We start from the raw sequence: 23829 nt of genomic DNA on the forward strand, positions 1-23829 counted from the left end.
CCGGCCCGGCACGAGGGAGAGCTGGCATGCACGCGGTAACCGCCGCGCTACCCGGTGTGATGTCGCCGAACTGGACGTTCCGGGCCTCGCCACGCATTCATGGGGCGGCTACTGACGAGTCGGTGGTCGCACGACAGAATGATCGCGTGCTGCCACGTTCGGAACCCGGTAAACCCTCAGCCGGGTCAGGGCCCCCCGGTGACGCCGACGAGCTCATGCGGCTGCTTTACCGCGAGCACGCGGGTCCGTTACTGATGTTCGTGCTCCGGCTGACCGGAGGCGACCGCCAGCGCGCCGAAGACGTGGTGCAGGAGACCCTGCTGCGGGCCTGGCGCAACGCGGACCGCCTCACCACCTCCACACAGCCGTCGCTGCGGCCCTGGCTGGTGACCGTGGCCCGGCGGATCGTGATCGACGAGCACCGCAGCGTGCAGGCCCGGCCGCAGGAGATGTACGACCAGGACCTGTCGCGCTTCGCGGAGTCGGACGAGACCGAGCAGGTCGTCCGCCGGATGACCATCACCTCCGCGTTCAAGACGCTGAGCCCGGTGCACCGCGAGATCATTCTGGCGACGTACTTTCGCGGCCGGACCGTGCCGGAAGCGGCCGCGGAGCTGGGGGTTCCCCTGGGGACGGCGAAGTCCCGCGTCTACTACGCGCTGCGCGCCCTGCGCGAGGCGCTCGAGGCACGCGAGGTGACCGAGGCATGAGCCGCGAGGAGCACTGGGACGTCGCGTCGTACGCGCTCGGCGTTCTCGACGAGGCCGACACCGAGCGGTTCGAGGAGCATCTCGCCACGTGTTGGGTCTGCGCCGGCGAGCTGGAGTCGTTCCTGCCGGTGGTGGACGCGCTCGGGGCGGTCAACGGCAACGACCTCGCGGTGACGGAGCAGGTCGACCGCGACGGCCGCCTGCTCGGCCGGATGCTGACCGCGGTCGGCGACGACCGCCGCCGGGCCCGCCGGCAGCGCGTGCTCAGCCTCGCGGCCGGCGTGGTGCTGATCGCGCTGGTGGGCGCGTTGGCGCTCTTCGCGGGCGCCAACTGGGTGGCCGAGCCGCAGGTGGCCGCCGGACCGCCACCGTCCTCGTCGGCGCCGAAGCCCGACGTCGGCCCCGGCGAGCGGCACAGCGCGACCGACGCGAAGTCGGGTGTGCACGCCGAGGTCGCCGTCGACACGAAGCCCTTCGGCACCCGGATCTCGTTCGCGCTCAGCAACCTCGACGGGCCGGCGACCTGCCGGTTGGTCGCGCTGACCAAGGACGGCGCCGCCGAGGTGCTGTCCAGCTGGCAGGTGCCGCCGGGAGGCTACGGCACGCCGGCGCGACCGGACGCGCTGACGCTCCAGGCGGCCACCGCGTCGCCGCTCAAGGACCTGCAAGCCGTCGAGGTGCAGGTGCTCCAGCCCGACGGCGCGACCAGCCCGCTGGTCACCGTCCCCGTCTAGGGACAGAACCGGCCGAGCACCTCCGTGGCCACCGCCTGCAGTGTGTGGCCGCCGGCGGCGCTGTCGAGCAGGCCCGCCACGACGGCGTCCGCGGTGGCCGGCGTGAGCACGTCCTGTGCGTTGCGGCGGAACTTGGCCGCGACCTCGTCGTCCGGCAGCGGGTCGGACGGATTGCCGCGGGCGTTGCGGACCGACGCCGTTTCCGCCGAGCCGTCGCGCCAGCGCACCGTGACCGTGGTCGGGCGTTCGTGGGGTAGGGCCGCGGTGTACGCCGGCTCCTCGCGCAGCCGCACCAGCGCGGCCAGTTCGCCCACCTCGGAGCGGGCCAGCCGGTCGGGCAGGAAGCCGGCCGCGGCGAGCTCCCCGTCGAGCGCGTACGTGGCCAGGCTGACCGGCACGGAGAACCGGGCGTGCAGGTCCGAGGCGACCCGCACGGCCGACAGCGACGCGGCGAAGGCGAACGTGTCGACCTCGATCGCGGCCAGCCCGCCCCTCTCCGGCGCGCCCGCGACGGCCAGGCGGAACGCGTCCAGGGCCGGATGGATCCAACGCGCGCAGGCGTACGGCTTGAGGTAGCTGTCCGCCAGCCGCCAGCGCTCGCCCAGCCCGCCGGTCAGCTCCGATGTGGACAGACCCGTGGTGACGAGGCCGTCGAGCAACTGGCTCAGCACCGTTGCCGAGCCGGCCACCCCGTCGGCGGCCCGTCCGGCGGCCGCGGCGCCGTAGTAGGCGCCGAGTCCCGTCCAGAGGTTGCGCACCGTGCCGCCGTGCATGGGCACGGCTAACGTCGCCGCCAGCGGCACCGAGCCGGCGAGCTCCACCGAGGTGGCGGTGAGCGCGGAGGAGAGGTCGTGCAGCAACGCGGTGGCGACGGCCGAAGCGATCGGACCGTGGATTCCGTGCGGGTGCAGGCCGGGCCGCAGCGTGGTGCCCACGCCGAACCGCATTCCGACCTCGTTGGCGACCAGGAAGATCTCCAGCAGGCGGCGGTCGTCGAGGCCGCCGGCCGCGGCGTGCAGCAGGACCGGCAGGGAGTGCGGGGCCGGGTGCGCGGTCGGCACGGGCGGCAGGCGGTGGCCCTGCGGGTGGAACGAGCCGCCGGAGTCGGCGTCCAGCCAGGTGGCGGCCGTGCCGAGGGTGACCAGCCGGCCGAACGGGAGGTCGCGCGGCCCGGCCGGCTCCGCAGCGCGCAGGCTGTCGCCGAACGCCGTCACCTGCGGGTAGCGCAGGCCGCCGAGCAGCGCGCCCAGCGTGTCGAGCAGCAACCGGCCCGCGAAGGCGACGACCTCCGGCGGTGCGTCGTCGAGGCGGGCGTCGTGGGCGAACGCGGCGATCCGCGCGGTGTCGATCATGATTCCCCCATCCCGGTGCGGACGGCGGTCCCGAGCTCGTCGAGCCGGTCCCACACGCCGTCCAGGGCGCCGGCGAGCACGACGCCGTCGACGCCGAGCGCGCGGAACTCGGCGAACCGCGCGGTGACCGCTGCCGGGTCGCCGGTGACCACGAATCGGTCCCGGACGAAGCGGTCGGCGCCGGCCGGCACCTCACCCCGGCGGGCGTCGGCGGTGCCGTGCCGCCGGTAGTCGTGTGCGTCGGCGACGGCGCTGACCGCCGGGCGCCGGTCGGCCGGCACGTCGAACCAGTCCGGTGCCCGCACGAGCCGGGCCGCGCAGGAGCCGAGCACGGGTGCGGCGGCGTCGGGGTCGTCGGTCACGACCGCGCGGACGAACATCCAGACGGTGGCGTCCGGTCGCTCGGACCGGGCCAGCGCGACCGCCTTGCCGACGATCGCCGGGTCGGCGCCCGCGTCGACCAGCACGCCACCGAGCAGGGCCGCGGTCGACGCGATGGTGCGCGGCCCGGACGCGGCGCCGAGCACGACGGCCGACGGCGGCACCAACTCGCGCAGGGTGCGCAGGGACTCCTCGTACGCGCGCAGCGACGGCGGCGCCACCCCTTCGTTGCGCACCGAGCTCTCGCCCCGCCCGACCACCGTGAACACCCGGCCGGGATGGTGCCCGTCGAGGGTGCGCACCGCGCCGGCGACCGTGGCCGGGTGGCGCAGGCCGAGGCTGAGCACGCACGGCCCGGCCAGCCGGGCGGTGGTGCCACCGAGCACGCGCTCGGTCTCCACCAGGCAGTCCGGGAACAGCCGGGGACTGTCGGCCAGCGCGATGCCGTCCAGGCCTGCGGCCAGCGCCGTGCCCGCCAGCGCGACCGGGTCCGCGGTGCCGATCGGCCGGACGATGTTGAGCAGGATCATCGCAGCGCCCTGACGAGCTCCGCGACGTCCACATCGGACGGATCGTCGGACAGCAGGGAGACGGTGTGCGCCAGGGCGCCCGACATGCCGACGATGCCGGCGTCGCGGGCGCGCAGGGCGAGCCAGGCGGCGGCCGGGTCGTGCCCGGGTGCCACGCCCGGCGGCCCGATCACCATCAGGCTGGCCGCGAGGTCGAGCAGCGCCGGCAGCTCGTCCTCCGGCACGCGGGCCAGCCGGGCGGCGCACACCGTGGCGGCCAGCACGCCGGTGCTCACGGTCGCCCGCGGTGCCGGGTACGCGGCACCGGCGGCGACGGCGTCGGACAGCTCGACGGCCGTCCGCCCGTGCGCGGCGCCGACCGCGAGCCCGACCAGGGTCAGCGCGCTCTCCTGACCGAGGCCGGCCCGCGCGCAGCGCTCGCCGTTCCACAGCAGTGCGGTGTAGGTCTCCGCCCGGGTCCCGGTGCCGATGAGCGGGAAGTCACCGTCCGGGGTGCCGACCCGGGCCGCCCACGCGGACAGGTCGCCGTCCGGAGCCGGCAGGGCGGCGAATGCGGCGAGCATCGTGCCGACGGTCATTCGCGGGTCACCTCGGTGCTCTCGGTGACCAGGTAGAACTTGAACTTCGTGCGCCCGGCCGGGCCACGCTCGACCGGCAACGGATTCTCCTCGAACCACCGCAGGTAGTTCGCGTACGCCTCCTCGTCGGCGTAGTACATCTCCGCGATCCGGTAGAACGTGTAGCCCTCCGGCACCGCGGCCGTGTTGCCCGAGGCCTGGCGCACCGGCCGCAGCACCTTGTTGAAGACAATCTTGTCCAGGTACTGGTTGGCCAGCAGGTCGGGCGCGTGCACCTCGAACAGCCAGCGCTCGTACTCCACGGGGCTGACGCCGTCCTCGATCTCGTACCCGAGAATGTTCTTGATCATGTGGTTTCTCTCCTCACGGTCCAGAGGTGGGACTCCGCACCGGCGCCGAATCCCTCCAGCCGCACCCGGGCGGGAACGATGCGTACCCCGGCCAGTTCGGCGACGACCTGTTCGTCCGTCCGCAATGGAGCCTTGGTGTGTCCGGCGGCCCGCTGCCGCGTCACCTCCCGCCGGTAGACCGCGACCGTCCAGTCCGCCGGCATCAGCACCGCCGTGCCGCGCACGGCGACCACGCGGGGTGGCAGCAGGTCGAGGTCGAAGACGTGCGGATGGTCGTTGCTGGCGCCGGGAGCCGGCGTGCCGACCCAGGTGACCAGCGTGTGCGGATCGCGGCGCCACTGGTCGAGGCGGCGGTGCCCGGCCCGCTGCACCAGGCTGACCGACCAGTCCGGCTCCAGGAACGCGGTCATCGTGCGGGCGACCGGGAAGCCGCCGCGGTCGATGGTGGTCACCTGGGCGAAGCCGGCCTCGCGGAGCACGAAGTCGTAGGCGGAGTCGAGGTCCATCAGCTGCTCCACGGCGCGAGGCGCCAGGTCGTGACGGTGGCCGGCGTGCGACCGACGCGGGAGACGAGCTCCGCGTGGCTGAACGGCCGGTCGGGGACGGCGGTGCTGACCACGTCGACCGTCATTTCCGAAGCGAACGGGTACGGGTCGAGCCAGAGCACGCCGGGCACGCGGACGCCGACGGTGATCCGCTGGGCAGGCCCGAACGGGTTGCCGCGCACCGGTGGCAACAGCACGTCCTCGGCCGCGTGCGCCAGGGCCGCGAGCTGCGGACCCCACGGTGTGGCCGGGCCCGGCGCGGCGGCCGGCTGCGACGGCATCACGCACAGGTAGAGCGACAGCAGGTCCCAGAGCTGGAGCAGCTCGAAGTTGTGCCAGAGCCGGGCCTCGAACGCGGCCCGCGGCTCCTGCGACGTCCAGGCCAGCCGCTTGGCCTCGACCCAGCGCCGTTCCTCGGCGTCCACCGCGGCGTCCTGCGCGGCGCGGCCGTCGGCGCCGAGGTCGAGCCGCCCGCGCGCGCCGGGCGCCGACCAGCGGCCCCGGTAGAGGCCGGTCCAGTGCATGCCGACCAGCACGCCGGCGTAGACGTCGCCGAGCGCGACCCGCTCGACGCCCTGCCGGTAGAGCTGGACGTGCTCGCTCGCGTCGATCTCCAGGAAGTGCAGCGGCCGCCGGTCGAGCTCGTGGAAGAGCACCCGGGCGTCCCAGGCCCGCCAGCCCTCGTCGTGCCGGGTCGCCGCGGTGCGCACCGGCTCGCCCGGGGTGGGCGCCTCGAACACCTCGTTGCCCCAGGCGGCCGCGAGGACGCCGGAGACCCGGCCGTGCTCGACCTGCTCGACCAGGTGCAGGGCGCCGTCGCGGCGGGTGACGATCACGCGGCCGCCGCCGTCCGCAGCGCGGCACCGAGCTCCCGGGCGGAGCCGCCGGTGGCCAGGCCGTCGACCGCCGCGAGCACGGCGCCGGCGTGGCCGGGGAAGCGGTGGCCGATCAGGCGGCGGGCCTTGGCCCGCAGGGTGTCCCGGTCGAACGCCCGCTCGTCGTCGCCGCGCGGGAGGTCGGCGGAGGCGGTCAGCTCGCTGCCGTCGGCCCGGACCACCCGCACCCGGGCCGGCCGGCCGGCCGGGTAGCCGGCGTCCAGCTCCGGGTCGTGGCGCACGTCCACGCGGCCGGCGAGCTCGCGGACCGCGGGCGACCGGACGATCTCCGTGGTCAGCGTGGTCTCGTCGAGCCGGCCGGTGAGCAGGGCGACCGCGACCGAGGTGGGCACGCTGAACCGCGCGGCCAGCTCGGTGTCGGCGACCTGGTCGAAGGCGGCCGCGTGCGCGAACGTCCGGACCTCGACGCGCTCCACATCGGACAGCGGGCCGATATCGGCGACCGCGTCGTTCACGCCGTGCAGGTGTGCGCAGGTCGGGTGCGCCTTGAGGTAGCCGCCCAGCACCGCGTAGCCCTCGTCCGGGGCGAGACCGGACCAGTCGCGGGCCGCGACGGCCGCGAAATGCCGGTCCAGCGCGCCCGGCTCCGGCTCCAGGCCGCTCACGGCGGCCGCGCCCAGGCTCGCGCCGAGCTGCACCGAGGCGCCCAGGAAGGCGTGCCCGCCGGTGCGTCCCGCGAAGATCGTCGCCGCGTCGCTGAGCAGCACGGCGGACGCCGCGAGCTCGACCGCCCGGCGCATCGCGGCCGGGTCGCCGGGCGCCAGCAGCCGCGCCACGCCGGCGGCCGCGCCGACCTGCCCCCACGTGCCGATGTCGTGCACGCCGCTCGGCGTGCCGCCCATCGCCCGCCCGATCCGGACGCCGGCCTCGTAACCGGCGAGCACCGCCGACAGCAGCTCGGCGCCGGAGCGGTCGCGGTCCTCGGCGAACGCCAGCACCGCCGGCACGACGTGCGAGGCGGGGTGACCGCGGGCCAGGCGGTGACCGTCCTGGAGCTGGTCGGCGGCGATCGCGCTGCCGTTGCGGAACTGCGCGTCCGCGACCGGCCAGCCATCGTGGGAGCCGACCACTGTGGACAGCCCCGAGCCGCCGCAGGACAGCGCCCGCAGCTCCGGCCGTCCGCTGCCCAGCGCGGCCACCGCGACCGTGTCGGCGACGAGGTCGACCACGCGGTCCCGGACGGGCGACGGTGCGGCGGCCCAGTCCGTCGCGGCGAGCCGCTCGATCATCCCCGTACCCGGTCCATCAGGCCGGCCACGTCCGGTGCGGCCACGAGGTCGAGCACGGCCGCGGCGATCGCGTCGCGGTCCTCGACGGCGGCCGCGTTGAAGGCGAACTTCGTGGCCAGCTCCGCGGAGGACAGTGGGTTGCCCGGGCCGCCCCGGTTGACGTCGACGCGCACCTCGTGTCGGGTGCCGTCGTGCAGGACCACCCGGAGCACGGCGGGGAACTGGTTCGGGAAGATCTCGTCGCAGCGGGCGTCCGGGACGCAGGTGACCTTCGCGGCCAGCGCCAGCCGGGCCTCGTCGGCCGCCGCCGCGTCGGTGAAGTCGGCGTGACCGAGGCCCAGGCCGCCACCGCCGAGCAGGGCCGCGGCGACGGTGTACGGGCCGCTGAACGCCGCGTGGTAGCCGGACTTCGGCCGCGCCTTGTCCTCGGGCGGCTGCGCGATCGTGCGCAGCACCGGCGAGGGCACGCCCAGCTCGATCGACTCGATCGCGGCCGGGTCGACGCCCCGGGCGCGCAGGGTCAGCGCCGCGTCGATGCCGGCCTGGGTGAAGTGGTTGCACGGGTACGGCTTGAAGAAGATCCCGGGCAGCTCCCAGTGCTCGCCGAGCCGGTCGACCACCGCGTCGACGTCGGCCCGCTCACCGCAGAACGCGTGCAGGAAGCCGAAGCGGCCCTCGACGACCGTCGGCGGGCCGGTGAGCCCGTGCCGGGCCAGCGCCGCCGCCACCACGCCGGCGTGCGCGGCCCAGCCACAGTGGACCCGCTTGACCGTGCCGCCGGTGCGGTTGGCCTCCAGCAGCCCGGCGCCCATGCTGGCGGCGATGCCGGCCGCGTGCGCGATGCCCTCGGCGTCGGCTCCGCCGACCATGGCGGCCGCGACCGCGGCGCCGACCGCGCCGCAGATCGAAGTGGCGTGCTGGCCGCGCTCGAAGAACTCGGAGTTGCCCAGGACGCGGTCGTAGCCGCCCATGCCGAGCCGGACCGCGACCTCGATGCCCATGCCGGCGGCGTCCAGCAGCGCGGCGCCGGACGCACCCCGGGCCTCGGCCACGGCGAGCGCGGCCGGCACCACCGGCGACGACGGGTGCAGCACCGACGGCAGGTGGGTGTCGTCGAAGTCGAGGGAGTGCGCCAGGGTTCCGTTGACCAGGGCGGCGTTGGCGGCCGGCACGCGCAGCCCGGTGCCGATCGCGACCGCCTCGGGGGTGCCGCCGGCCTCCCGGACGTACGCGGTGACGGCGCGGGCGGGCGGCAGCCCGGTGGCCGCGAGGCTGTTGCCGATCAGGTCGAGCACCCGGCGGGCCACGTCCTGCCGCAGGTCGCCCGGCAGGCCGTCGCGGCGCACGTCCGCGGCGACGGCGGCCAGCCGCTGCACGACGGTGGGGGCGGTCATGCGGCTACCGCCGCGAACGGCCGGACCGGCGAGCCGGTGCCACCCACGATGCGCAGCGGGGCCATCCCGAAGACGAACTCGGTCAACCCCTGTGCCGCCGCGTCCTCCAGGTTGAGGTGTTCGATGATGTAGATGCCGGCGTCGACCAGCAGCACCCGGTGCACCGGCAGCACGCTGTGCCCGGCGCCGGGGCGGATCTGCTCGTACGCCGTGGTGTCCGACCCGGTCGCGACCACCTCGCGCGCGGCCAGCCACTGCGCGGCCTCGGTGGTGGCCCCCGGAACGCCGCTGCTCTGTCCGAGGTAGGTCGGCGCGTCGTCGAAGTGCCGGGCCCAGCCGGTGCGGACCAGCGCGACATCGCCGCGACCCACCTCGACACCGGCCCGTTTGGCGGCGGCGTCGAGGTCGTCGGCGGTGACGCCGTAGCCGGCGGGCAGCACGTCCACGCCGTGCACGGCGGCCACGTCGAGCAACACGCCGCGGGTGAGCAGGGCGGGGGTGTGCTCGGCGCCGAGCGCGGTGAACCGGCCGCCGGTCTGGGCGGCCGCGGCGTCGACGCCGCCGTGCAGCTTGCCGTCGTGGCTGACGTGGGAGAGCGCGTCGACGTGGGTGCCCACGTGCCCGCCCGTCACGATCATCTCGTTGGCCGCCGAGCCGCCGTCGGGGCGCACCATGTCGCCGTGGCGGCGGATCAGGCTCATCCGGAAACCGGGGTGGTTCGGCGAGCACGGCATGCCCGTGAAGTGCGGGTGCCCGAGCTCGACGAGCCGTACGCCGGCGGTCACCGCGGCGAGCAGGGCGTCAGGCGCGGGGCGGGCCTGCGGCTCGGTGGTCAATTCGTTCCTCCTGCGGAAAGGTCGGACAGGTCGAGCACGAGTCGGGCCCGGCGCACCACGGCGGGGTCGACGAACCGCCCGTCGGCGTCGAGCACGGCGACCTCGCCGCGCTCCTGCGCGCGGGCCGCGGCGGCGAGCACCGCCCGCGCGGCGGCCACCTCGGCGGCGCCGGGGGTGAAGACGTCGTGCACGACCGGGATCTGGCGGGGATGCACCACCGACCGGCCGACGAAGCCGCTCAGCCGGGCCTGCTCGGTGCTGGCCCGCAGGCCGTCGAGGTCGGCGACGTCGGTGTAGACGCTCTGGATGGGCGAGGGCAGGCCGGCCGTGCGGGCCGCGACCACGATCCAGCCGCGGGCCCAGGCCAGTCCCTCGTCGCCGGTCACCCGCAGGTCCGCGGACAGGTCGGCCTCTCCGAGCCCGAGGGCCGCGACCAGCGGGTGCGCGGTGGCCAGGTCGGCGGCCCGGGCCAGGCCGGCGGCGGTCTCCACCAGCAGTTGCAGGGGAAGCCCGGCGCGGTTGCCGACCTCGCGGACGACGGCCGGGTCCTCGCAGCGGGGCAGGCGCAGGCCGGCCAGGTTCAGCCCGGCGAGGGCCTCGACGTCCGCCGCGCCCCACGGGCCGGCGGGGTCGTTCACGCGTACCCACACTGGACGGTCCTCGGCGGCCAGCCGCAGCGCGGTCTCCCGGGCGACCCGCTTCTGGTCGGGCGGCACGGCGTCCTCGAGGTCGACGACGACCGCGTCGGCCCCGGCGGCCAGGGCCTTGGCCACCCGGTCGGTGCGGTGCCCGGGCACGTAGAGCCAGGAGCGCGGAGTCACTTGGGCAACCCGCCGGACCAGCCGAGGGCGCGCGAGATCCGGTCGGCGGCCTCGCGGACCAGCGGCCCGTAGCGTTCCCGGGCGTCCGCGTCGACGCGGTGCGCCGGCCCGCAGACGGAGATCGCGCCGATGACGGTGCCGTCGATGCCGAACACCGGCGAGGCGACCGAGCCGGCGCCCTCCTGCCGCTCGCCGTCGGAGCCGGCGACGCCGGTCTCGCGGATCTCGGCCAGGCGGATGCGCAGCAGGTCGTGGTCGGTCGTCGTGCGGCTCGTCAGCGTCGGCAGGTCGGCGCGGAGCACCGCCTCGCGCTCGGCGTCCGGCAGGAACGCCAGGATGCACGTGCTCGAACTGCCCGCGTGCAGCGGGTATCGGCGGCCCACCTCGACGGTCATCTTGATTTCCCGGGTGGACTCGACCTGGTCGAGGTAGACGCGGCCGCTGTGCACCCGCGCCGAGACGGTGGTCGTCTCGCCGGTGGCCAGTTGGAGCTCGCGCAGCACCGGCATCGCGACGGTGCGCAGTTGCGACTCGCGCAGCGCCCGCGCGCCGAGCGCCGCTGCTGCGGGGCCGAGCTGGTAGCCGCGGCTGGCCGGGTCGCTGACCAGGAGCCGGCGCTCGACGAGGGTCTGCAGGATCCGGTGCACCACGGCCTTGGACAGGTCGAGGCTGCGCGCGATGGCGGTGACCCCGAGGAAGTCCGGCCCGTCGGTGAACAGGAGCAGCACGTCGGCGACGCGGGTTGCCGCCTCCGTGCCTTGACCTTCTGCCACGTCCACATCCCTCAGTACGGTGTTTCAGCCAGCGGAACACGATTTCAACACCGACCCGCTCGGGGGTCAACCCCTCAACCCGCCTCTGTGCTGCGTTGAAGAAGATTCTGCAACGGAGTCTTGACCCGTAACACGGGCAGTGCCAGAGTCAGCCTTCATGCGACGTTCCGTGCGGCGGAACACTGTCACCCCCAGGAGCTGACATGAGGAAGACCTGGACCCTGAGCCTCGCCTTAGCCCTGCCGCTGGCGCTCGCCGCCTGCGGCGGGTCCGCGCCGGCCGGCACGACCAACGGCGGCGGCGGGCAGTCCGGCGGCACCATAAAGATCGGTTCCCTGCACCCGCTGAGCGGCTCGTCCGCGGCTGACGGGCAGCAGATGGACAACGGAGCCAAGCTGGCCGTGGAGGCCATCAACAACGCCGGCGGCATCAAGTCGCAGGGCGGCAAGAAGCTCGAGCTGGTCAGCGGCGACACCCAGGGCAAGCCCGAGGTCGGCCAGAGCGAGGCCCAGCGCCTCATCCAGGAGGGCGCGGTCGGCCTGGTCGGCACCTACCAGAGTGCCGTCAGCGCCAACGTGTCCACCGTGGCCGAGCGCAACAAGGTTCCGTTCGTCATCGACGTCTCCAGCGCGGACTCGATCCTGGCGCAGGGCTACAAGAACACGTTCCGGGTGCAGCCCAGCTCCACCGTGCTCGGCACCGCCGGCGCGCAGTTCCTCGACCAGGTGGCCAAGGCGGCCGGCAAGCCGGTCAAGAAGGTCGCCGTCCTGCACGAGCAGGGCCCGTTCGGCACCGCGGTGCGGGACGCCTTCAAGGCCGAGGCGCAGAAGGCGGGCATCACGGTCGACCCGGCCATCGCGTACGACGCCGCCAGCGTCTCCGACCTGACCACCCAGGTCACCCAGGTGAAGGCCAGCGGTGCCGACGTGCTGATGGTCGCCGGCTACTACCGCGACGGCGTGCTGGCCGCGAAGGCCGTCGACACCGTCAAGCCGGCGCTCAACGCCGTCTACGGCGTCGCCAACGGTGCCTTCGACCTCCCGCAGTTCCCCAAGGAGGTCGGCGCCGCGGGTGAGGGCTACTTCGACGCCAACTACCACGCCGACATGACCAAGCCGGAGATGCAGGCGCTGGCCCAGCTCTACCAGTCGAAGTACAACGACGCGATCCGGACCGGCGCCGTCCTGGCGTACGACTCGGTGCGGGTCATCGCCGCCGCGCTGGAGAAGGCCGGCAGCGCCGAGCCGGCCAAGGTGCGGGACGCGATCGCCAGCGGCGAGGTGCCGACGCTGATCGCCGGCCCCGGCACGATCAAGTTCGGCCCGACGGGCGAGAACCTGAACGCCACGCCGATCCTGATGCAGGTCCAGGGTGGCGCCCCCAAGCAGGTGTTCCCGGCCGACAAGGCGGAGGCACAGCCCACCTACCCCGCGTTCAAGAGCCAGTGACGTCGGCATCCGACCAGGACCACGTCGCCGCCGGAAACGGCGGCGGCGTGGCCGCCCTGGACCCCGACGAGGTGCGCGCGTCCCCGGCGCGCACCGTGCCCTGGCTGCGCATCGCGGTCATCGTCGCGCTGGTCGTCGTCGCGATCGTGCTCGCCTACGTCCGCGCCGGCAGCAGCGTGGTCGTGGTGCAGGCGGTCACCACCGGCATCCTCATCGGTGGCGTCTACGGCCTGGTCGCGATGGGCCTGACGCTGATCTTCGGCGTCCTCGACATCGTCAACTTCGCGCACGGCAGCTTCCTGGCGCTGGCCCTGTTCCTCACCTTCGGGCTGACCCAGGCGGGCCTGCACGTCTACCTGGCGTTGGCGATCAGCGTGCCCGCCATGTTCCTGCTCGGCGTGCTGGTGCAGCGTGGCATCCTGGCCGGCGCGATGGGCAAGCCGCTGGAGAACCAGCTGCTGATCACGCTGGGCATCTCGCTGATCATCGAGAACGCGCTGCTGCTGTTCTTCGGCGCCAACCCCCGCTCGGTCGCGCTGTCCGGCGACCGCGGCGTGCCGATCTTCGAGGCCGTGGCCAACCTGTCCCGGATCCTCGCGTTCGTCGGGGCGCTGCTCCTGGCCGGCCTGCTCTACCTGCTGCTGCAGCGCACCCGGCTGGGCACCGCGATCCGCGCCGTGGCTGCCAACGACACCGGCGCGCAGCTCGTCGGCATCGACACCCGGGTGATCTACGCGGTCACCTTCGCGCTCGGCACGGCCTGCGCCGGCGCCGCCGGCACGCTGGTGGCGCCACTGGTCACCATCGAGCCGACGACCGGCTCGCTGTTCAACATCGTGGCCTTCGTGGTCGTCGTGCTGGGCGGCATGGGCAACGTGGTCGGCGCGCTCGTCGGCGGCCTGATCATCGGGCTGGCCGAACAGCTCGGCGGCATCTACCTGCCGGGCCAGTCGCCGCTGCTGTCGGTCTTCATCGTCTTCGTGCTCGTGCTGTTCCTGCGACCGCAGGGACTCTTCCGGAGGTCGGCATGACGACCACCACCGCACCGGCCGCGGAGACGGCGGCGACCAAGCCGCTGCCCCGCCAGCCCTGGAACCGGCACCTGCTGGCGATCGCGGTGCTGACCGTGCTGCTGATCCCGCTGCCGCTGATCCTGCCGCCGGCTCAGGCGTCGGTCGCCGTCCGCGTGCTGATCTTCGCGTTGATGAGCATCGGCTGGAACATGATGAGCGGCTTCGGCGGCATGTTCAGCTTCGGTCACGCGGCCTACTTCGGCATCGGTGCGTACGCCGGCGGCTATCTGCTCGTCGAGCACGACGTCTCGCCCTGGATCGGGATGCTCGTCGGCATGGCGGTCGCCGCGGCCTTCGCCACGCTGATCGGCTTCCTCGCGCTGCGCTACAAGCTGCGCGGCGCCTACTTCGCGCTGGCGACCTTCGCCTTCGCGGAGATGCTGCGGCTCTGGGCGACCAACAGCGAGTTCGTCAACCGCGCCGTCGGCTACCACGTGCCGCTGCGTCCCGAGAGCTCGTGGTGGTGGCTGCAGTTCGAGCCGTCCTCGGCGAACTACTTCTGGATCGCGCTCGGCCTCACCGTGATCGCGCTCGTGGTCAGCGTCCAGTTCGTCCGGTCCCGGGCGGGTCAATTCGCCAAGGCCGCCCGCGACGACGAGGACGCGGCCGCCGCCGTCGGCATCCCGGTGATGCGCTACAAGCTGCTGACGATGGCGCTCTCCGCCGCGATCACCGCCGTCGCCGGCGCCTTCTACGTGCAGTACTTCCTGTTCATCGACCCCGACCTGGCGTTCGGGTCCAGCGTGTCGATCCAGGCGATCCTGCCCGCGGTGATCGGCGGCGTGGCGACCATCTGGGGCCCGGTGATCGGAGCCGTGGTGATGGGCCCGCTCAACGACGTCACGGCGACGATCCTGCGCAACCCACCGCCGGCGCTGGAGTTCCTGCAGGGCCGCGGTGGCCTCGACGTGATCGTCTACGGCGTACTGCTGATCATTATCGTCCTGCTCCTGCCGCAAGGCATCTACGGAGCGCTGCGCAAGAGGTGGTCCCGGCGATGACCCTGTTGCGGGTGGAGAACCTGGCCAAGTCCTTCAAAGGGCTGCGGGCGGTCGACGACGTCAGCTTCGAGGTCACCGAGGGCAGCATCCTCGGCGTGATCGGGCCCAACGGCGCCGGCAAGACCACCATGTTCAACCTGGTCGCCGGCGCCCTGCGGCCCGACACCGGCCGGGTGCACCTGGGCGGCAAGGAGATCACCGGGCACGCGCCGCACCGGATCACCGCCGCCGGCATGACCCGGACGTTCCAGCTCATGCGGCCGTTCTACTCGATGACCGTGCTGGAGAACGTCACGGTCGCCGTGCTGGCCGGCGGCGCCGCCAAGCGCACCGCCCGGGAAGCCGCCGCCGAGGTCATCGCGCGCGTCGGCCTGGACCGGTGGCGCGACTCGCCGACCGAGGGCCTGCCCACCGCCGCGCTCAAGCGCCTCGAGCTGGCCCGGGCGCTGGCCAGCAAGCCGCGGGTGCTGCTCCTCGACGAGGTGCTCGCCGGGCTCGTGCCCGCCGAGCGGGCGCCAGTGATGGAACTGCTGGAGCGGCTGCGCACCGAGGACGGCGTGACGCTGGTGTTCGTCGAGCACATCATGGCGGCCGTCATGCGGCTGTCGGACTCGGTGCTGGTGCTCGACCTGGGCCGGGTGCTCACCTCGGGCGCGCCGGAGGCGGTGACCCGGGACCCCCGGGTCATCGAGGCCTACCTCGGGGAGGACCCGCATGCTCAAGCTTGAGGGGCTCAGCGCCGGCTACCACGGCCTCCAGATCCTGCACGAGCTCGACCTGCGGGTCGACGAGGGCGAGATCGTGGCGATCGTCGGCGCGAACGGCGCGGGCAAGACCACCACGCTGAAGACCGTCTCCGGGCTGGTCAAGCCGACCGCGGGCACGATCACCTTCGACGGGAAACGCGCCGACGGGGTACGCCCGAGCGAGCTCGTCTCCCGCGGCCTGCTGCACGTGCCCGAGGGGCGGGCGTTGTTCGGCCCGCTCAGCGTCGAGGAGAACCTGCGGATGGGCGGGTGGACCCGCGGCCGCAAGCCGTTGGACGCGCCGCTGCGCGAGGTCTTCGAGCTGTTCCCGATCCTCGCGGAGCGCCGCACCCAGGCCGCCGAGACGCTCAGCGGCGGCCAGCAGCAGATGCTCGCGATCGGCAGGGCACTGATGGCGGCGCCGAAGCTGCTGCTGCTCGACGAGCCGTCCACCGGCCTCTCGCCGAAGCTGACCTGGACGGTGCTCGACGCGGTCAAGGCCATCCGGGACAAGGGCGTCTCGGTGCTGCTGGTCGAGCAGAACGCCGCGCACGCGCTCAACCTGGCCGACCGGGCGTACGTGCTGGAGAGCGGCAGCCTGGTCCTCGACGGGCCGGGACCCGAGCTGGCCCGCGACGACCGGGTCCGGGCCGCGTACCTGGGGCTGTGATGTCTACTGTGGAGGCCGTCGCGCGGCTCGGTGACTGGGTCGCCGGGCTGCGCTGGGCCGACGTTCCCGCGTCCGCGCGGGACCGGCTCGGTCTGGTGCTGCTCGACTCGCTCGGTGTGACGGTCGTCGGTGCGCGTCAACCCGAGCAGCGCGCGCTGGCCGCGGCGTGGCGGCCGTCCGCCGGGCCGGCGCCGCTGATCGGCGGCGGTCTTCGCACGACGGTGGAGGCGGCCGCCTGGCTCAACGCGACCGCCCTCTGCCGGCTCGAGCTCGACGAGGGACACAAGTACGCCAAGGGCCACCCGGCCGCGCACGGGCTGCCGGCGGTGCTGGCGCTGGCCGCGGACCTCGGCGCGTCCGGCCCGGCGACCCTGACCGCCCTGCTGGCGGCGTACGAGGTGGCCGCCCGGTTCGGCCAGGCGACCTCGCTGCGGGCGGGGATGCACCCGCACGGAAGCTGGGGCGTCGCCGGCGCGGCGGCCGGCGCCGCGCACCTGCTGGGGCTGCCCGGGGATCGGGTGGCCGCCGCCATCGACGCCGGCGCCGGGCTGCCGGTCGCCGGCCACTTCGCCAGCGCGCTGGACGGCAACCCCGTCCGGGACGCCTGGCTCGGAGCGTCCAATGTGTCCGGTCTCGCGGCGGCCCGGATGGCGGTGGCCGGTGTCGCTCGCAATACCGGCACGCCTTCCCTTTCGCTGGGGGACGTGCTCGGCAGCTTCGATCCCGCGCCGTTGACCGACGAGCTCGGATCTCGATGGGATGTCTCGCTGGGCTACTTCAAGCGCCATGCTTCCTGTTCGTTCACCCACCCGGCCGCCGACGCGGCGTTGACGATGGGCGACCTGGACCTCGGCGCCGTCGAGGAGATCCTGGTCGAGACCCACTCGCTGGGCGGCGGCCTGAGTCGCACGACCTGGGACAGCCGGCTGGGCGCGTTGTTCTCGACGCCGTTCGTCGTCGCCGCCGCGCTCGTGCACGGCACCGTCGACCCCTTTGTGTCCGCCGACGAGCCGCGCGCAAACCCGCGGATCCGCGAGCTGGCCGCGAAGGTCACGCTGCGGGTGGCGCCCGACCTCGACGCCCGACTGCCCGACGAGCGGGCGGCCCGGGTGACCGTGCGCGTGGCCGGCGCCGAACCGCGTGTCGTCGAGGTGCCGAACCCGATCGGCGACGCCGCCTACCACCCGATGGCCGAGGACGACGTGCTCGCCCTGCTCGGCCGCCTGCTCGACCCGGGCACCGTCGCCACCCTGCACGAGGTGGCGACCGGCCTGCCCGACAGCCCCGACGTCGGCCCGGCGCTCCGGCGGCTCGCCGACATCTGAAAGGAACGTGCTGTGCGGATCTACGCCGTGACCCCGATCCACGTCGACACCGACGAGCTGGCCCGCCGGCAGGCGCGGTACGCCGCGCTGTCGCCGCCGGGTGTCGAGGTGCTGCTGCACGACATCGGGCCTGCCGCGCCACGCGCGTTGGACACGGCTGAACAGGTGCGCGAGAGCGAAACGCTGGTGATGGCGGCGTTGCGCGACGCGCAGGACGGCTTCGACGCGCTGCTGCCCGACTGCGTCCTCGATCCCGGCGTCGCCGACCTCGCCGGCACCCTTCCGGTCCCGGTCTTCGGGCTGCTGCGGCTCAGCCTCGGCTGGTCGGTGCTGACCGGGCGCAAGTCCGCGGCGGTGGCCCGCAACAAGGCGATCGCCGACGAGATCGTGGCCCGGGCCGCCGTCTACGGCTGGTCCGCCGAGCTGCTCGGCGTCGAGGTGCTCGACCTCGACGTGCACGCGATCGCCGACGACGCCCGCTGGGCGGACGCGCTCGGCGGCGCGGTCGGCACGCTGGCCTCGGGCGGGGCCCGCGACGTCATCAACGGCTGCTCCGCCGTCGACGTGTCCGACGAGCTCGACCTGCCCGCCCGGGTGGTCGACCCGACCGCGCTCGCGCTGCGGCTGATCGGGGCCGGGCGATGACCCTCGACCTGGTCGTCGCCGGCGCCGGCGGCGGCCTCGTGGCCGCGCTGCGGGCCGCCCAGCTGGGCCTGCGGGTACTGGTGGTCGAGGCCAGCGAGCACTTCCGCCGGGGCAACAACACCTCGATGTCCACGGCGATGATCCCCGGCGCCGGCTCCCGGTGGCAGCGCGCCGCGGGCATCGACGACTCGCCGGAGCTGTTCGCCGCCGACGTCGCCCGCAAGACGCACGGCGAGGGGGACCAGCGCCTCGCCCGCACCCTCGGTGACGTCAGCGCACCGCTCGTCGAGTGGCTGGCCGACGACGTCGGGCTCGGCCTCTCGCTGGTCACCGACTTCCACTACCCGGGCCACTCGGTCGACCGTTGCCACACCGTCGAAGGCCGGCACGGCACCGTGCTGCTGGACCACCTGGTCTCGCGGGTCGAGCAAGCCGGCATCGACGTGCTGGTGCCGGCGCGCCTCGTCGACGTTCTGGTCGCCGCCGACGGGGCCGTGCGGGCCGCGGTGGTCGAGCGCCCGGACGGCTCCCGGGAGGAGATCGAGACCCGGGCGGTGCTGCTGGCCACCAACGGGTACGGCGCCGACCGGGCGCTGGTCGCCGAGCACCTGCCGGAGATCGCCAAGGCGGTCTACCACGGCAGCGAGACCTCCCGGGGCGACGCGCTGCGGATCGGCGCCGCGCTGGGCGCGTCGTCGGCGTACCTCGACGCGTACCAGGGGCACGCCGCCCTCGCCGCCCGCTCGGCGACGCTGGTCGGCTGGGCAACCGTGATGCACGGCGGGTTCGTGCTCGACACCACCGGCCGCCGCTTCGGCGACGAGACCACGGGATATTCCGAGTACGCCGCCGCCCTCGCCGCCCGCCCGGACGCGTTCGGCTGGCTGGTGCTCGACGAGCGGATCCACGACGCCTGCCTCGCCTTTACGGACTTCCGGCAGAGCGTGGAGTCCGGCGCACTGCTGACCGCCCCCTCCGCTGCTGAACTCGCGTCGCTGGCCGGACTTCCGGTCGAGGCGGTCGCCGCGGAGCTGGCCGAGACCGCCGCCGTCGCGCGCGGCGAACAGGCCGACCGGTTCGGCCGCACCTTCTTCGAAGCGCCGCTGGCGCCGCCGTACCGTGTGGCTCGGGTGGTTCCGGCGCTCTTCCACACCCAGGGCGGCCTGGTGGTCGACGAGCATGCCCGGGTGCTGCGCCCGGACGGCGCGCCGATCCCCGGGCTCTACGCCTCCGGCGGTGCCGCGTCGGGCATCTCCGGGCACGGCGCGGCCGGTTACCTCGCGGGCAACGGACTGCTGCCCGCCCTCGGCCTCGCGTACCTAGCCGCCAACCACGCGGCCGCAACCACGGAAGGACCCGCATGAAACCTCTAGAGACCCTGATCAAGAACGTCACCGTGGTACGGCCCGACGCCGGCTCTCCGGACGGCGACCAGCTCGACATCGGCATCGCCGGCGGCAAGGTCGTCCGGCTGGAGGCCGACATCCCCGCGTCCGACGCCGAGGTGGTCGTCGACGGTCGCGGGCGGCTCGCGTACCCGGGTGCGGTCGACGCGCACCAGCACTGGGGCATCTACAACCCGCTGGACGCCGACACCGCCACCGAGAGCCGGGCCAGCGCGCAGGGCGGCGTGACGACCGGCCTGACCTACATGCGCACCGGGCAGTACTACCTCAACCGGGGCGGCTCGTACGCGGACTTCTTCCCGCACGTGCTCTCGGCCTCCGAGGGGCGCTCGTACATCGACTACGGGTTCCACCTCGCGCCGATGAGCAAGGAGCACATCGGCGAGATCCCGTCGATCGTGGAGAGATTCGGCGTCACCTCGTTCAAGATCTTCATGTTCTACGGCAGCCACGGCCTGCACGGGCGCTCGTCCGACCAGAGCTCGTTCCTGATGATCCCGCCGGACGAGCGCTACGACCTGGCCCACTTCGAGTTCGTGATGCGCGGCGTGCAGGAGGCGCGGGAGAAGCTGGTCGACGCGGCGCCGCACGTGTCGCTGTCGCTGCACTGCGAGACCGCCGAGATCATGACCGCGTACACGAAGCTGGTCGAGGAGGACGGCTCGCTGTCGGGCCTGGCCGCCTACAGCGCGTCGCGGCCGCCGCACTCGGAAGGGCTCGCGGTCACCATCGCCGCGTTCCTGGCCGACGAGACCGGGCTGCCGAACATCAACCTGCTGCACCTCTCGTCGCGCAAGGCGCTCAAGGCCGCGATGGCCATGGCGCGGACCTTCCCGCACGTCGACTTCCGCCGTGAGGTGACGATCGGCCACCTGCTGGCGTCGGTCGACACGGCGCACGGCCTCGGTGGCAAGGTGAACCCGCCGCTGCGCCCGCAGGAGGACGTCGAGGCGCTCTGGGAGCACGTGCTCGCCGGTGACGTCGACTGGGTGGTCAGCGACCACGCGTGCTGCAAGGACGAGCAGAAGTTCGGCGACCCGCGAGACGACATCTTCGCCGCCAAGTCCGGCTTCGGCGGTGCCGAATATCTGTTGCCCGGCCTGGTCTCCGAGGGACGCAAGCGGGGCCTGTCGCACCAGCGGATCGCCCAGCTCGTCGCGCTCAACCCGGCCCGCCGCTACGGCCTGCCCGGCAAGGGGACCATCGGGGTCGGCTTCGACGCGGACCTGTGCCTGGTGGAGAACACGTCGTGGACCGTGCACGCGGCCGACTCGGAGTCCACTCAGGAGTACACGCCGTTCGAGGGTTTCGAGCTCGGCGCCCGGGTGACCGACACGTGGGTCCGGGGCCAGCGGGTGCTGGAGAGCGGCAACGTGGTCGGCGCACCGTCCGGTCGCTACGTTCACCGTCCTTACCAGGGGTGAGCGTGTCTACTGCTGACGGTCCGCTGGCGGGACTGCGGGTGCTCGATCTTTCGACGATCCTCGCGGGCCCGCTGGTGGCACAGGTCCTGGGAGACTTCGGCGCGGAGGTCATCAAGATCGAGCACCCGGCCCGTGGCGACGGCATGCGCGGGCACGGGTTGGCCAAGGACGACCAGCCACTGTGGTGGAAGATGGTGGCCCGCAACAAGCGGACCGTCGGGCTCTACCTCGGCGACCCCTCGGGCGCTGCGGTCTTCCGCAAGCTGGCGGCGACCGCCGACGTGGTGATCGAGAACTTCCGGCCCGGCACGTTGGAGCGCTGGGGCCTCGGCTACGACGTGCTCTCCGCCGACAACCCCGGGCTGATCCTGTTGCGGGTGACCGGCTTCGGGCAGTCCGGCCCGTACGCGTCGCGGCCGGCGTTCGGCACGCTGGTCGAGGCGATGAGTGGTTTCGCGCATCTCACCGGCGAGCCGGACGGCCCGCCGACGCTTCCCGCGTTCGGGCTGGCCGACTCGATCGCGGGAATGGCCGGGGCGGCGGCGGTCTCGATGGCGCTCTTCCAGCGGGAGAAGGACGGTCACGGGCAGGAGATCGACCTCGACCTGCTCAGCCCCATCATGACCGCCGTCGGCCCCGGTGTGATCTACGCCGACCAGCTCGGCGTCGACCAGCAGCGCACCGGGAACCGGTCGGCCAACAACGCGCCGCGCAACACGTACCGCACCTCTGACGGTCACTGGGTGGCCATCTCGACGAGCGCCGACAGCATCGCCCGCCGCGTGCTGACTCTGGTCGGCCATCCGGAGGTGCTTTCCGAGCCTTGGTTCGCGACCGGGAGGCAGCGGGCGGCCCATGCCGACCTGCTCGACGGGTACGTGGGCTCGTGGATCGCCGCGCGGACGCGTGACGAGGTGCTGCGGGCCTTCGAGGAGGCGGGTGCCGCGGTCGGTCCGGTCTACAAGCCGAGCGAGCTGCTCGACGACCCGCAGGTGCGGGCGATGGAGCTGGTGACCACGGTGGACGATCCGGACCTGGGCGAGATGCGGATGCAGAACCTGCTCTGGCGGATGGGGCGCACGCCGGGCCGGATCCGGTTCACCGGGCGGGCGTTGGGCGCCGACACCGACGCGGTGCTCGGCGACGAGCTCGGGCTGTCCGCCGCGGAGCTCGCGGACCTGCGGGAGCGTGGCGTGGCGGGCTAGGTTCCGCTTGGTTCCGCTGGGCGGAACGACCGATATGGATGTTGACACAAGATCGACCCGGTCCTAGCGTCAGCGTTCAGATAGCGGGGGAACCATGTTCCGTTCAGCGAAACGATGGAGGCCATCGTGCTCCGCAGTTTCCGTCCTCTGATCGGGTTGGCGCTCGTCGCCGGCCTCGTCGTCGCCGTGTCGCCTGGGACCGCGGCCCAGGCGCACGGCAAGCCCACTCTCGAGTGTTCCACCACCGCCCTGTCGACCGCGGGGCTCACGCGGGCCGTCGGTTATCCGACGACGGTCACCGCCGCCACCACCGCGGCCACGACCGCCGGCACGGCCTTCTGCGACGTGCGGGCCAGCATCACCGTCGGCGCCCGCGACGGCAGCACCTCCGTCATCCAACTCCGGCTGCAGGCGCCGACCGACTGGAACCGGCGCTACGTCCAGCTCGGTGGCGGCGGCTTCTGCGGCAGCATCCCGACCGGCGGCACGTCCGGCAACGCCAACGTCGACCTCGGGTATGCCGTGGCCTCCGACGACACCGGCCACGTCGGCGGCGGCTCGGACGCCTCGTTCGCCCTCGACAACACCGCGGTCCAGAACACCTGGGGCTACCTCTCCGAGCACCTGACGGCGCTCGCTTCGAAGTCCCTCCTCAAAGGACTGTCCGGGCGCGCCGTCTCCTACTCCTACTTCGTCGGCTGCTCCACCGGCGGGCGGCAGGCGCTGATCGAGGCGCAGCGCTGGCCCGACGACTTCGACGGCATCGTCGCGGGCGCGCCGGCCAACCGGCAGAACTACCTCGCCACCCTCTCGCAGGGCGTGCGGGAGCAGCAGAACCGGGACGCTTCCGGGGCCCAGGTGGTCGACGCGGCCGCGGCCGCGGTGGTGGGCGCTGCCGTGGTCGCGGCGTGCGACGGCGTCGTCAAGGACGGCGTGGTCGACGACCCGCGTACCTGCCGCTTCGATCCTGCCGCGGTGGCCTGCCCGGGTGGCGTTGCCGCACCGGGTTGCCTGTCGGCCGCGCAGGTCGCCGTGGTGAAGGACTGGTACGACAGCCCGCGCGACAACCGGGGCCACGAGCTCTACCCCGGCGGGCTGCCGGTGGGCTCCGAGGGTGGCTGGGTCGGCTCCGACATCAGCACGTCGCCGACCAGGCTCAGCGGCGGTGGCGCGTACGCGGAGCAGGTCCTGCGGTATCTGGCCTTCCCGACCGACCCGGGCGCGAGCTACTCGCTGTGGGACTTCGACCCGAGCCGGGACGCCGCTCAGCTCGGCACGATGGCGAAGGTGTACAACGCCGACACCACCAACCTCGACGCCTTCCGTAAGGCCGGCGGCAAGCTGATGCTCTACCACGGCCTGGCCGACCCGCTGATCACGCCGTTCGGCACTATCCAGTACTACGACGACGTGGTCGCGCGCTACGGTTCGCTGGACCGCACGCAGCAGTTCGCCAGGCTGTTCCTGTTGCCGGGTGTCTACCACTGCAGCGGCGGCCCCGGCGCCGACCGGGTCGACTGGCTGGCCGGCATCCGCGACTGGACCGAGCGGGGCAAGGCACCGTCGTCGGTGCTGGCCACGAAGGTCAGCGGCGGAGTGACCACAATGGAGCGCCCGGTGTACGCGTACCCGCTCCAGGCCCGCTACGACGGCACCGGCGACCCGAACGTGGCCGCCAACTGGAAGCCGGCGCACGGCCCACGCGGCCGCGACGTGCTGGTCCGGAACTGACCGCTCGCCGGCGGAGGGCCCAGGTC

The 23829-nt window shown here is 73.6% G+C and carries 24 protein-coding genes; 13 read left to right on the plus strand and 11 right to left on the minus strand.

The features are described 5' to 3' along the window. Positions 1–26 precede the first annotated feature (26 nt). Positions 27–710, plus strand: a complete 684-nt coding sequence (locus CHC05_RS22385) for a sigma-70 family RNA polymerase sigma factor (protein WP_089251971.1) — start codon at positions 27–29, stop codon at positions 708–710. Then, positions 707–1444 (plus strand): zf-HC2 domain-containing protein, encoded by a 738-nt coding sequence (locus CHC05_RS22390; protein WP_089251973.1) that lies wholly within the window; start codon positions 707–709, stop codon positions 1442–1444. The genes CHC05_RS22385 and CHC05_RS22390 overlap by 4 nt, the downstream gene beginning before the upstream one ends. On the opposite strand, the gene CHC05_RS22395 is transcribed toward CHC05_RS22390, so the two are convergent. The 11 genes from CHC05_RS22395 to CHC05_RS22445 are packed head-to-tail and all read right to left on the minus strand — an operon-like array spanning position 1441 to position 11129. Further along, complete coding sequence (locus CHC05_RS22395) at positions 1441–2796, minus strand: MmgE/PrpD family protein (RefSeq protein ID WP_089251975.1); 1356 nt, start codon at positions 2794–2796, stop codon at positions 1441–1443. The two genes, CHC05_RS22390 and CHC05_RS22395, sit on opposite strands and share 4 nt — an antisense overlap. Beyond that, positions 2793–3707 (minus strand): LLM class flavin-dependent oxidoreductase, encoded by a 915-nt coding sequence (locus CHC05_RS22400; protein ID WP_089251977.1) that lies wholly within the window; start codon positions 3705–3707, stop codon positions 2793–2795. The genes CHC05_RS22395 and CHC05_RS22400 overlap by 4 nt, the downstream gene beginning before the upstream one ends. Next, positions 3704–4285, minus strand: a complete 582-nt coding sequence (locus CHC05_RS22405; protein ID WP_089251979.1) for a hypothetical protein — start codon at positions 4283–4285, stop codon at positions 3704–3706. Before CHC05_RS22405 ends, CHC05_RS22400 begins: the two co-directional genes overlap by 4 nt. After that, complete coding sequence (locus CHC05_RS22410) at positions 4282–4635, minus strand: EthD domain-containing protein (protein ID WP_089251981.1); 354 nt, start codon at positions 4633–4635, stop codon at positions 4282–4284. Before CHC05_RS22410 ends, CHC05_RS22405 begins: the two co-directional genes overlap by 4 nt. Next, positions 4632–5141 carry a hypothetical protein gene (locus CHC05_RS22415; RefSeq protein WP_144022714.1) on the minus strand — a complete coding sequence of 170 codons (510 nt, stop codon included), beginning with the start codon at positions 5139–5141 and terminating at the stop codon, positions 4632–4634. The genes CHC05_RS22410 and CHC05_RS22415 overlap by 4 nt, the downstream gene beginning before the upstream one ends. Then, entirely contained in the window at positions 5141–6016 is an 876-nt protein-coding gene (locus CHC05_RS22420) for a DUF3891 family protein (protein ID WP_089251985.1), read from the minus strand. The genes CHC05_RS22415 and CHC05_RS22420 overlap by 1 nt, the downstream gene beginning before the upstream one ends. After that, complete coding sequence (locus CHC05_RS22425; protein WP_089251987.1) at positions 6013–7305, minus strand: MmgE/PrpD family protein; 1293 nt, start codon at positions 7303–7305, stop codon at positions 6013–6015. Before CHC05_RS22425 ends, CHC05_RS22420 begins: the two co-directional genes overlap by 4 nt. Continuing rightward, complete coding sequence (locus CHC05_RS22430; protein WP_089251989.1) at positions 7302–8699, minus strand: MmgE/PrpD family protein; 1398 nt, start codon at positions 8697–8699, stop codon at positions 7302–7304. Before CHC05_RS22430 ends, CHC05_RS22425 begins: the two co-directional genes overlap by 4 nt. Then, the gene (locus tag CHC05_RS22435) at positions 8696–9535 is read right to left on the minus strand and encodes a cyclase family protein (RefSeq protein ID WP_089251991.1); all 840 of its coding nucleotides are present in this window, start codon (positions 9533–9535) and stop codon (positions 8696–8698) included. The genes CHC05_RS22430 and CHC05_RS22435 overlap by 4 nt, the downstream gene beginning before the upstream one ends. Beyond that, positions 9532–10356, minus strand: a complete 825-nt coding sequence (locus CHC05_RS22440) for an HpcH/HpaI aldolase/citrate lyase family protein (protein WP_089251993.1) — start codon at positions 10354–10356, stop codon at positions 9532–9534. The genes CHC05_RS22435 and CHC05_RS22440 overlap by 4 nt, the downstream gene beginning before the upstream one ends. Further along, positions 10353–11129 carry an IclR family transcriptional regulator gene (locus CHC05_RS22445; protein ID WP_218824630.1) on the minus strand — a complete coding sequence of 259 codons (777 nt, stop codon included), beginning with the start codon at positions 11127–11129 and terminating at the stop codon, positions 10353–10355. The genes CHC05_RS22440 and CHC05_RS22445 overlap by 4 nt, the downstream gene beginning before the upstream one ends. A 203-nt stretch (positions 11130–11332) precedes the next feature. Here CHC05_RS22445 and CHC05_RS22450 point away from each other — a divergent pair, with 203 nt between their 5' ends. The 11 genes from CHC05_RS22450 to CHC05_RS22500 all read left to right on the plus strand — a co-directional run bounded on the left by CHC05_RS22450 (position 11333) and on the right by CHC05_RS22500 (position 23803). Continuing rightward, positions 11333–12577 carry an ABC transporter substrate-binding protein gene (locus CHC05_RS22450; RefSeq protein WP_089251997.1) on the plus strand — a complete coding sequence of 415 codons (1245 nt, stop codon included), beginning with the start codon at positions 11333–11335 and terminating at the stop codon, positions 12575–12577. After that, complete coding sequence (locus tag CHC05_RS22455) at positions 12574–13608, plus strand: branched-chain amino acid ABC transporter permease (protein ID WP_218824631.1); 1035 nt, start codon at positions 12574–12576, stop codon at positions 13606–13608. The genes CHC05_RS22450 and CHC05_RS22455 overlap by 4 nt, the downstream gene beginning before the upstream one ends. Beyond that, positions 13605–14651, plus strand: coding sequence for a branched-chain amino acid ABC transporter permease (locus CHC05_RS22460; RefSeq protein ID WP_089251999.1), 1047 nt, complete (start codon positions 13605–13607; stop codon positions 14649–14651). Before CHC05_RS22455 ends, CHC05_RS22460 begins: the two co-directional genes overlap by 4 nt. After that, complete coding sequence (locus CHC05_RS22465; RefSeq protein WP_089252280.1) at positions 14648–15379, plus strand: ABC transporter ATP-binding protein; 732 nt, start codon at positions 14648–14650, stop codon at positions 15377–15379. The genes CHC05_RS22460 and CHC05_RS22465 overlap by 4 nt, the downstream gene beginning before the upstream one ends. Continuing rightward, the gene (locus tag CHC05_RS22470; RefSeq protein WP_089252001.1) at positions 15366–16067 is read left to right on the plus strand and encodes an ABC transporter ATP-binding protein; all 702 of its coding nucleotides are present in this window, start codon (positions 15366–15368) and stop codon (positions 16065–16067) included. The genes CHC05_RS22465 and CHC05_RS22470 overlap by 14 nt, the downstream gene beginning before the upstream one ends. After that, the gene (locus CHC05_RS22475) at positions 16067–17392 is read left to right on the plus strand and encodes an MmgE/PrpD family protein (protein WP_089252003.1); all 1326 of its coding nucleotides are present in this window, start codon (positions 16067–16069) and stop codon (positions 17390–17392) included. Before CHC05_RS22470 ends, CHC05_RS22475 begins: the two co-directional genes overlap by 1 nt. Before the next feature lie 12 nt (positions 17393–17404). Beyond that, positions 17405–18037 (plus strand): aspartate/glutamate racemase family protein, encoded by a 633-nt coding sequence (locus CHC05_RS22480; RefSeq protein ID WP_089252005.1) that lies wholly within the window; start codon positions 17405–17407, stop codon positions 18035–18037. Then, positions 18034–19401, plus strand: a complete 1368-nt coding sequence (locus CHC05_RS22485; protein ID WP_089252007.1) for an FAD-dependent oxidoreductase — start codon at positions 18034–18036, stop codon at positions 19399–19401. The genes CHC05_RS22480 and CHC05_RS22485 overlap by 4 nt, the downstream gene beginning before the upstream one ends. Beyond that, positions 19398–20867, plus strand: a complete 1470-nt coding sequence (locus tag CHC05_RS22490) for a dihydroorotase (RefSeq protein WP_089252009.1) — start codon at positions 19398–19400, stop codon at positions 20865–20867. The genes CHC05_RS22485 and CHC05_RS22490 overlap by 4 nt, the downstream gene beginning before the upstream one ends. 2 nt (positions 20868–20869) lie before the next feature. Beyond that, complete coding sequence (locus tag CHC05_RS22495) at positions 20870–22072, plus strand: CaiB/BaiF CoA transferase family protein (RefSeq protein ID WP_218824632.1); 1203 nt, start codon at positions 20870–20872, stop codon at positions 22070–22072. A 126-nt stretch (positions 22073–22198) separates the two neighbouring features. Further along, the gene (locus tag CHC05_RS22500; RefSeq protein ID WP_179266315.1) at positions 22199–23803 is read left to right on the plus strand and encodes a tannase/feruloyl esterase family alpha/beta hydrolase; all 1605 of its coding nucleotides are present in this window, start codon (positions 22199–22201) and stop codon (positions 23801–23803) included. Positions 23804–23829 lie beyond the last annotated feature (26 nt).

Source organism: Asanoa hainanensis (assembly GCF_900188485.1).
In the GTDB taxonomy this organism is placed as follows: Bacteria; Actinomycetota; Actinomycetes; order Mycobacteriales; family Micromonosporaceae; genus Asanoa; species Asanoa hainanensis.

Coding starts and splice junctions, on each gene's coding strand:
- CHC05_RS22385 (WP_089251971.1), top strand. CDS start 27: ATGCACGCGGTAACCGCCGCGCTACCCGGTGTGATGTCGCCGAACTGG.
- CHC05_RS22390 (WP_089251973.1), top strand. CDS start 707: ATGAGCCGCGAGGAGCACTGGGACGTCGCGTCGTACGCGCTCGGCGTT.
- CHC05_RS22395 (WP_089251975.1), bottom strand. CDS start 2,796: ATGATCGACACCGCGCGGATCGCCGCGTTCGCCCACGACGCCCGCCTC.
- CHC05_RS22400 (WP_089251977.1), bottom strand. CDS start 3,707: ATGATCCTGCTCAACATCGTCCGGCCGATCGGCACCGCGGACCCGGTC.
- CHC05_RS22405 (WP_089251979.1), bottom strand. CDS start 4,285: ATGACCGTCGGCACGATGCTCGCCGCATTCGCCGCCCTGCCGGCTCCG.
- CHC05_RS22410 (WP_089251981.1), bottom strand. CDS start 4,635: ATGATCAAGAACATTCTCGGGTACGAGATCGAGGACGGCGTCAGCCCC.
- CHC05_RS22415 (WP_144022714.1), bottom strand. CDS start 5,141: ATGGACCTCGACTCCGCCTACGACTTCGTGCTCCGCGAGGCCGGCTTC.
- CHC05_RS22425 (WP_089251987.1), bottom strand. CDS start 7,305: ATGATCGAGCGGCTCGCCGCGACGGACTGGGCCGCCGCACCGTCGCCC.
- CHC05_RS22430 (WP_089251989.1), bottom strand. CDS start 8,699: ATGACCGCCCCCACCGTCGTGCAGCGGCTGGCCGCCGTCGCCGCGGAC.
- CHC05_RS22450 (WP_089251997.1), top strand. CDS start 11,333: ATGAGGAAGACCTGGACCCTGAGCCTCGCCTTAGCCCTGCCGCTGGCG.
- CHC05_RS22460 (WP_089251999.1), top strand. CDS start 13,605: ATGACGACCACCACCGCACCGGCCGCGGAGACGGCGGCGACCAAGCCG.
- CHC05_RS22465 (WP_089252280.1), top strand. CDS start 14,648: ATGACCCTGTTGCGGGTGGAGAACCTGGCCAAGTCCTTCAAAGGGCTG.
- CHC05_RS22470 (WP_089252001.1), top strand. CDS start 15,366: ATGCTCAAGCTTGAGGGGCTCAGCGCCGGCTACCACGGCCTCCAGATC.
- CHC05_RS22475 (WP_089252003.1), top strand. CDS start 16,067: ATGTCTACTGTGGAGGCCGTCGCGCGGCTCGGTGACTGGGTCGCCGGG.
- CHC05_RS22485 (WP_089252007.1), top strand. CDS start 18,034: ATGACCCTCGACCTGGTCGTCGCCGGCGCCGGCGGCGGCCTCGTGGCC.
- CHC05_RS22490 (WP_089252009.1), top strand. CDS start 19,398: ATGAAACCTCTAGAGACCCTGATCAAGAACGTCACCGTGGTACGGCCC.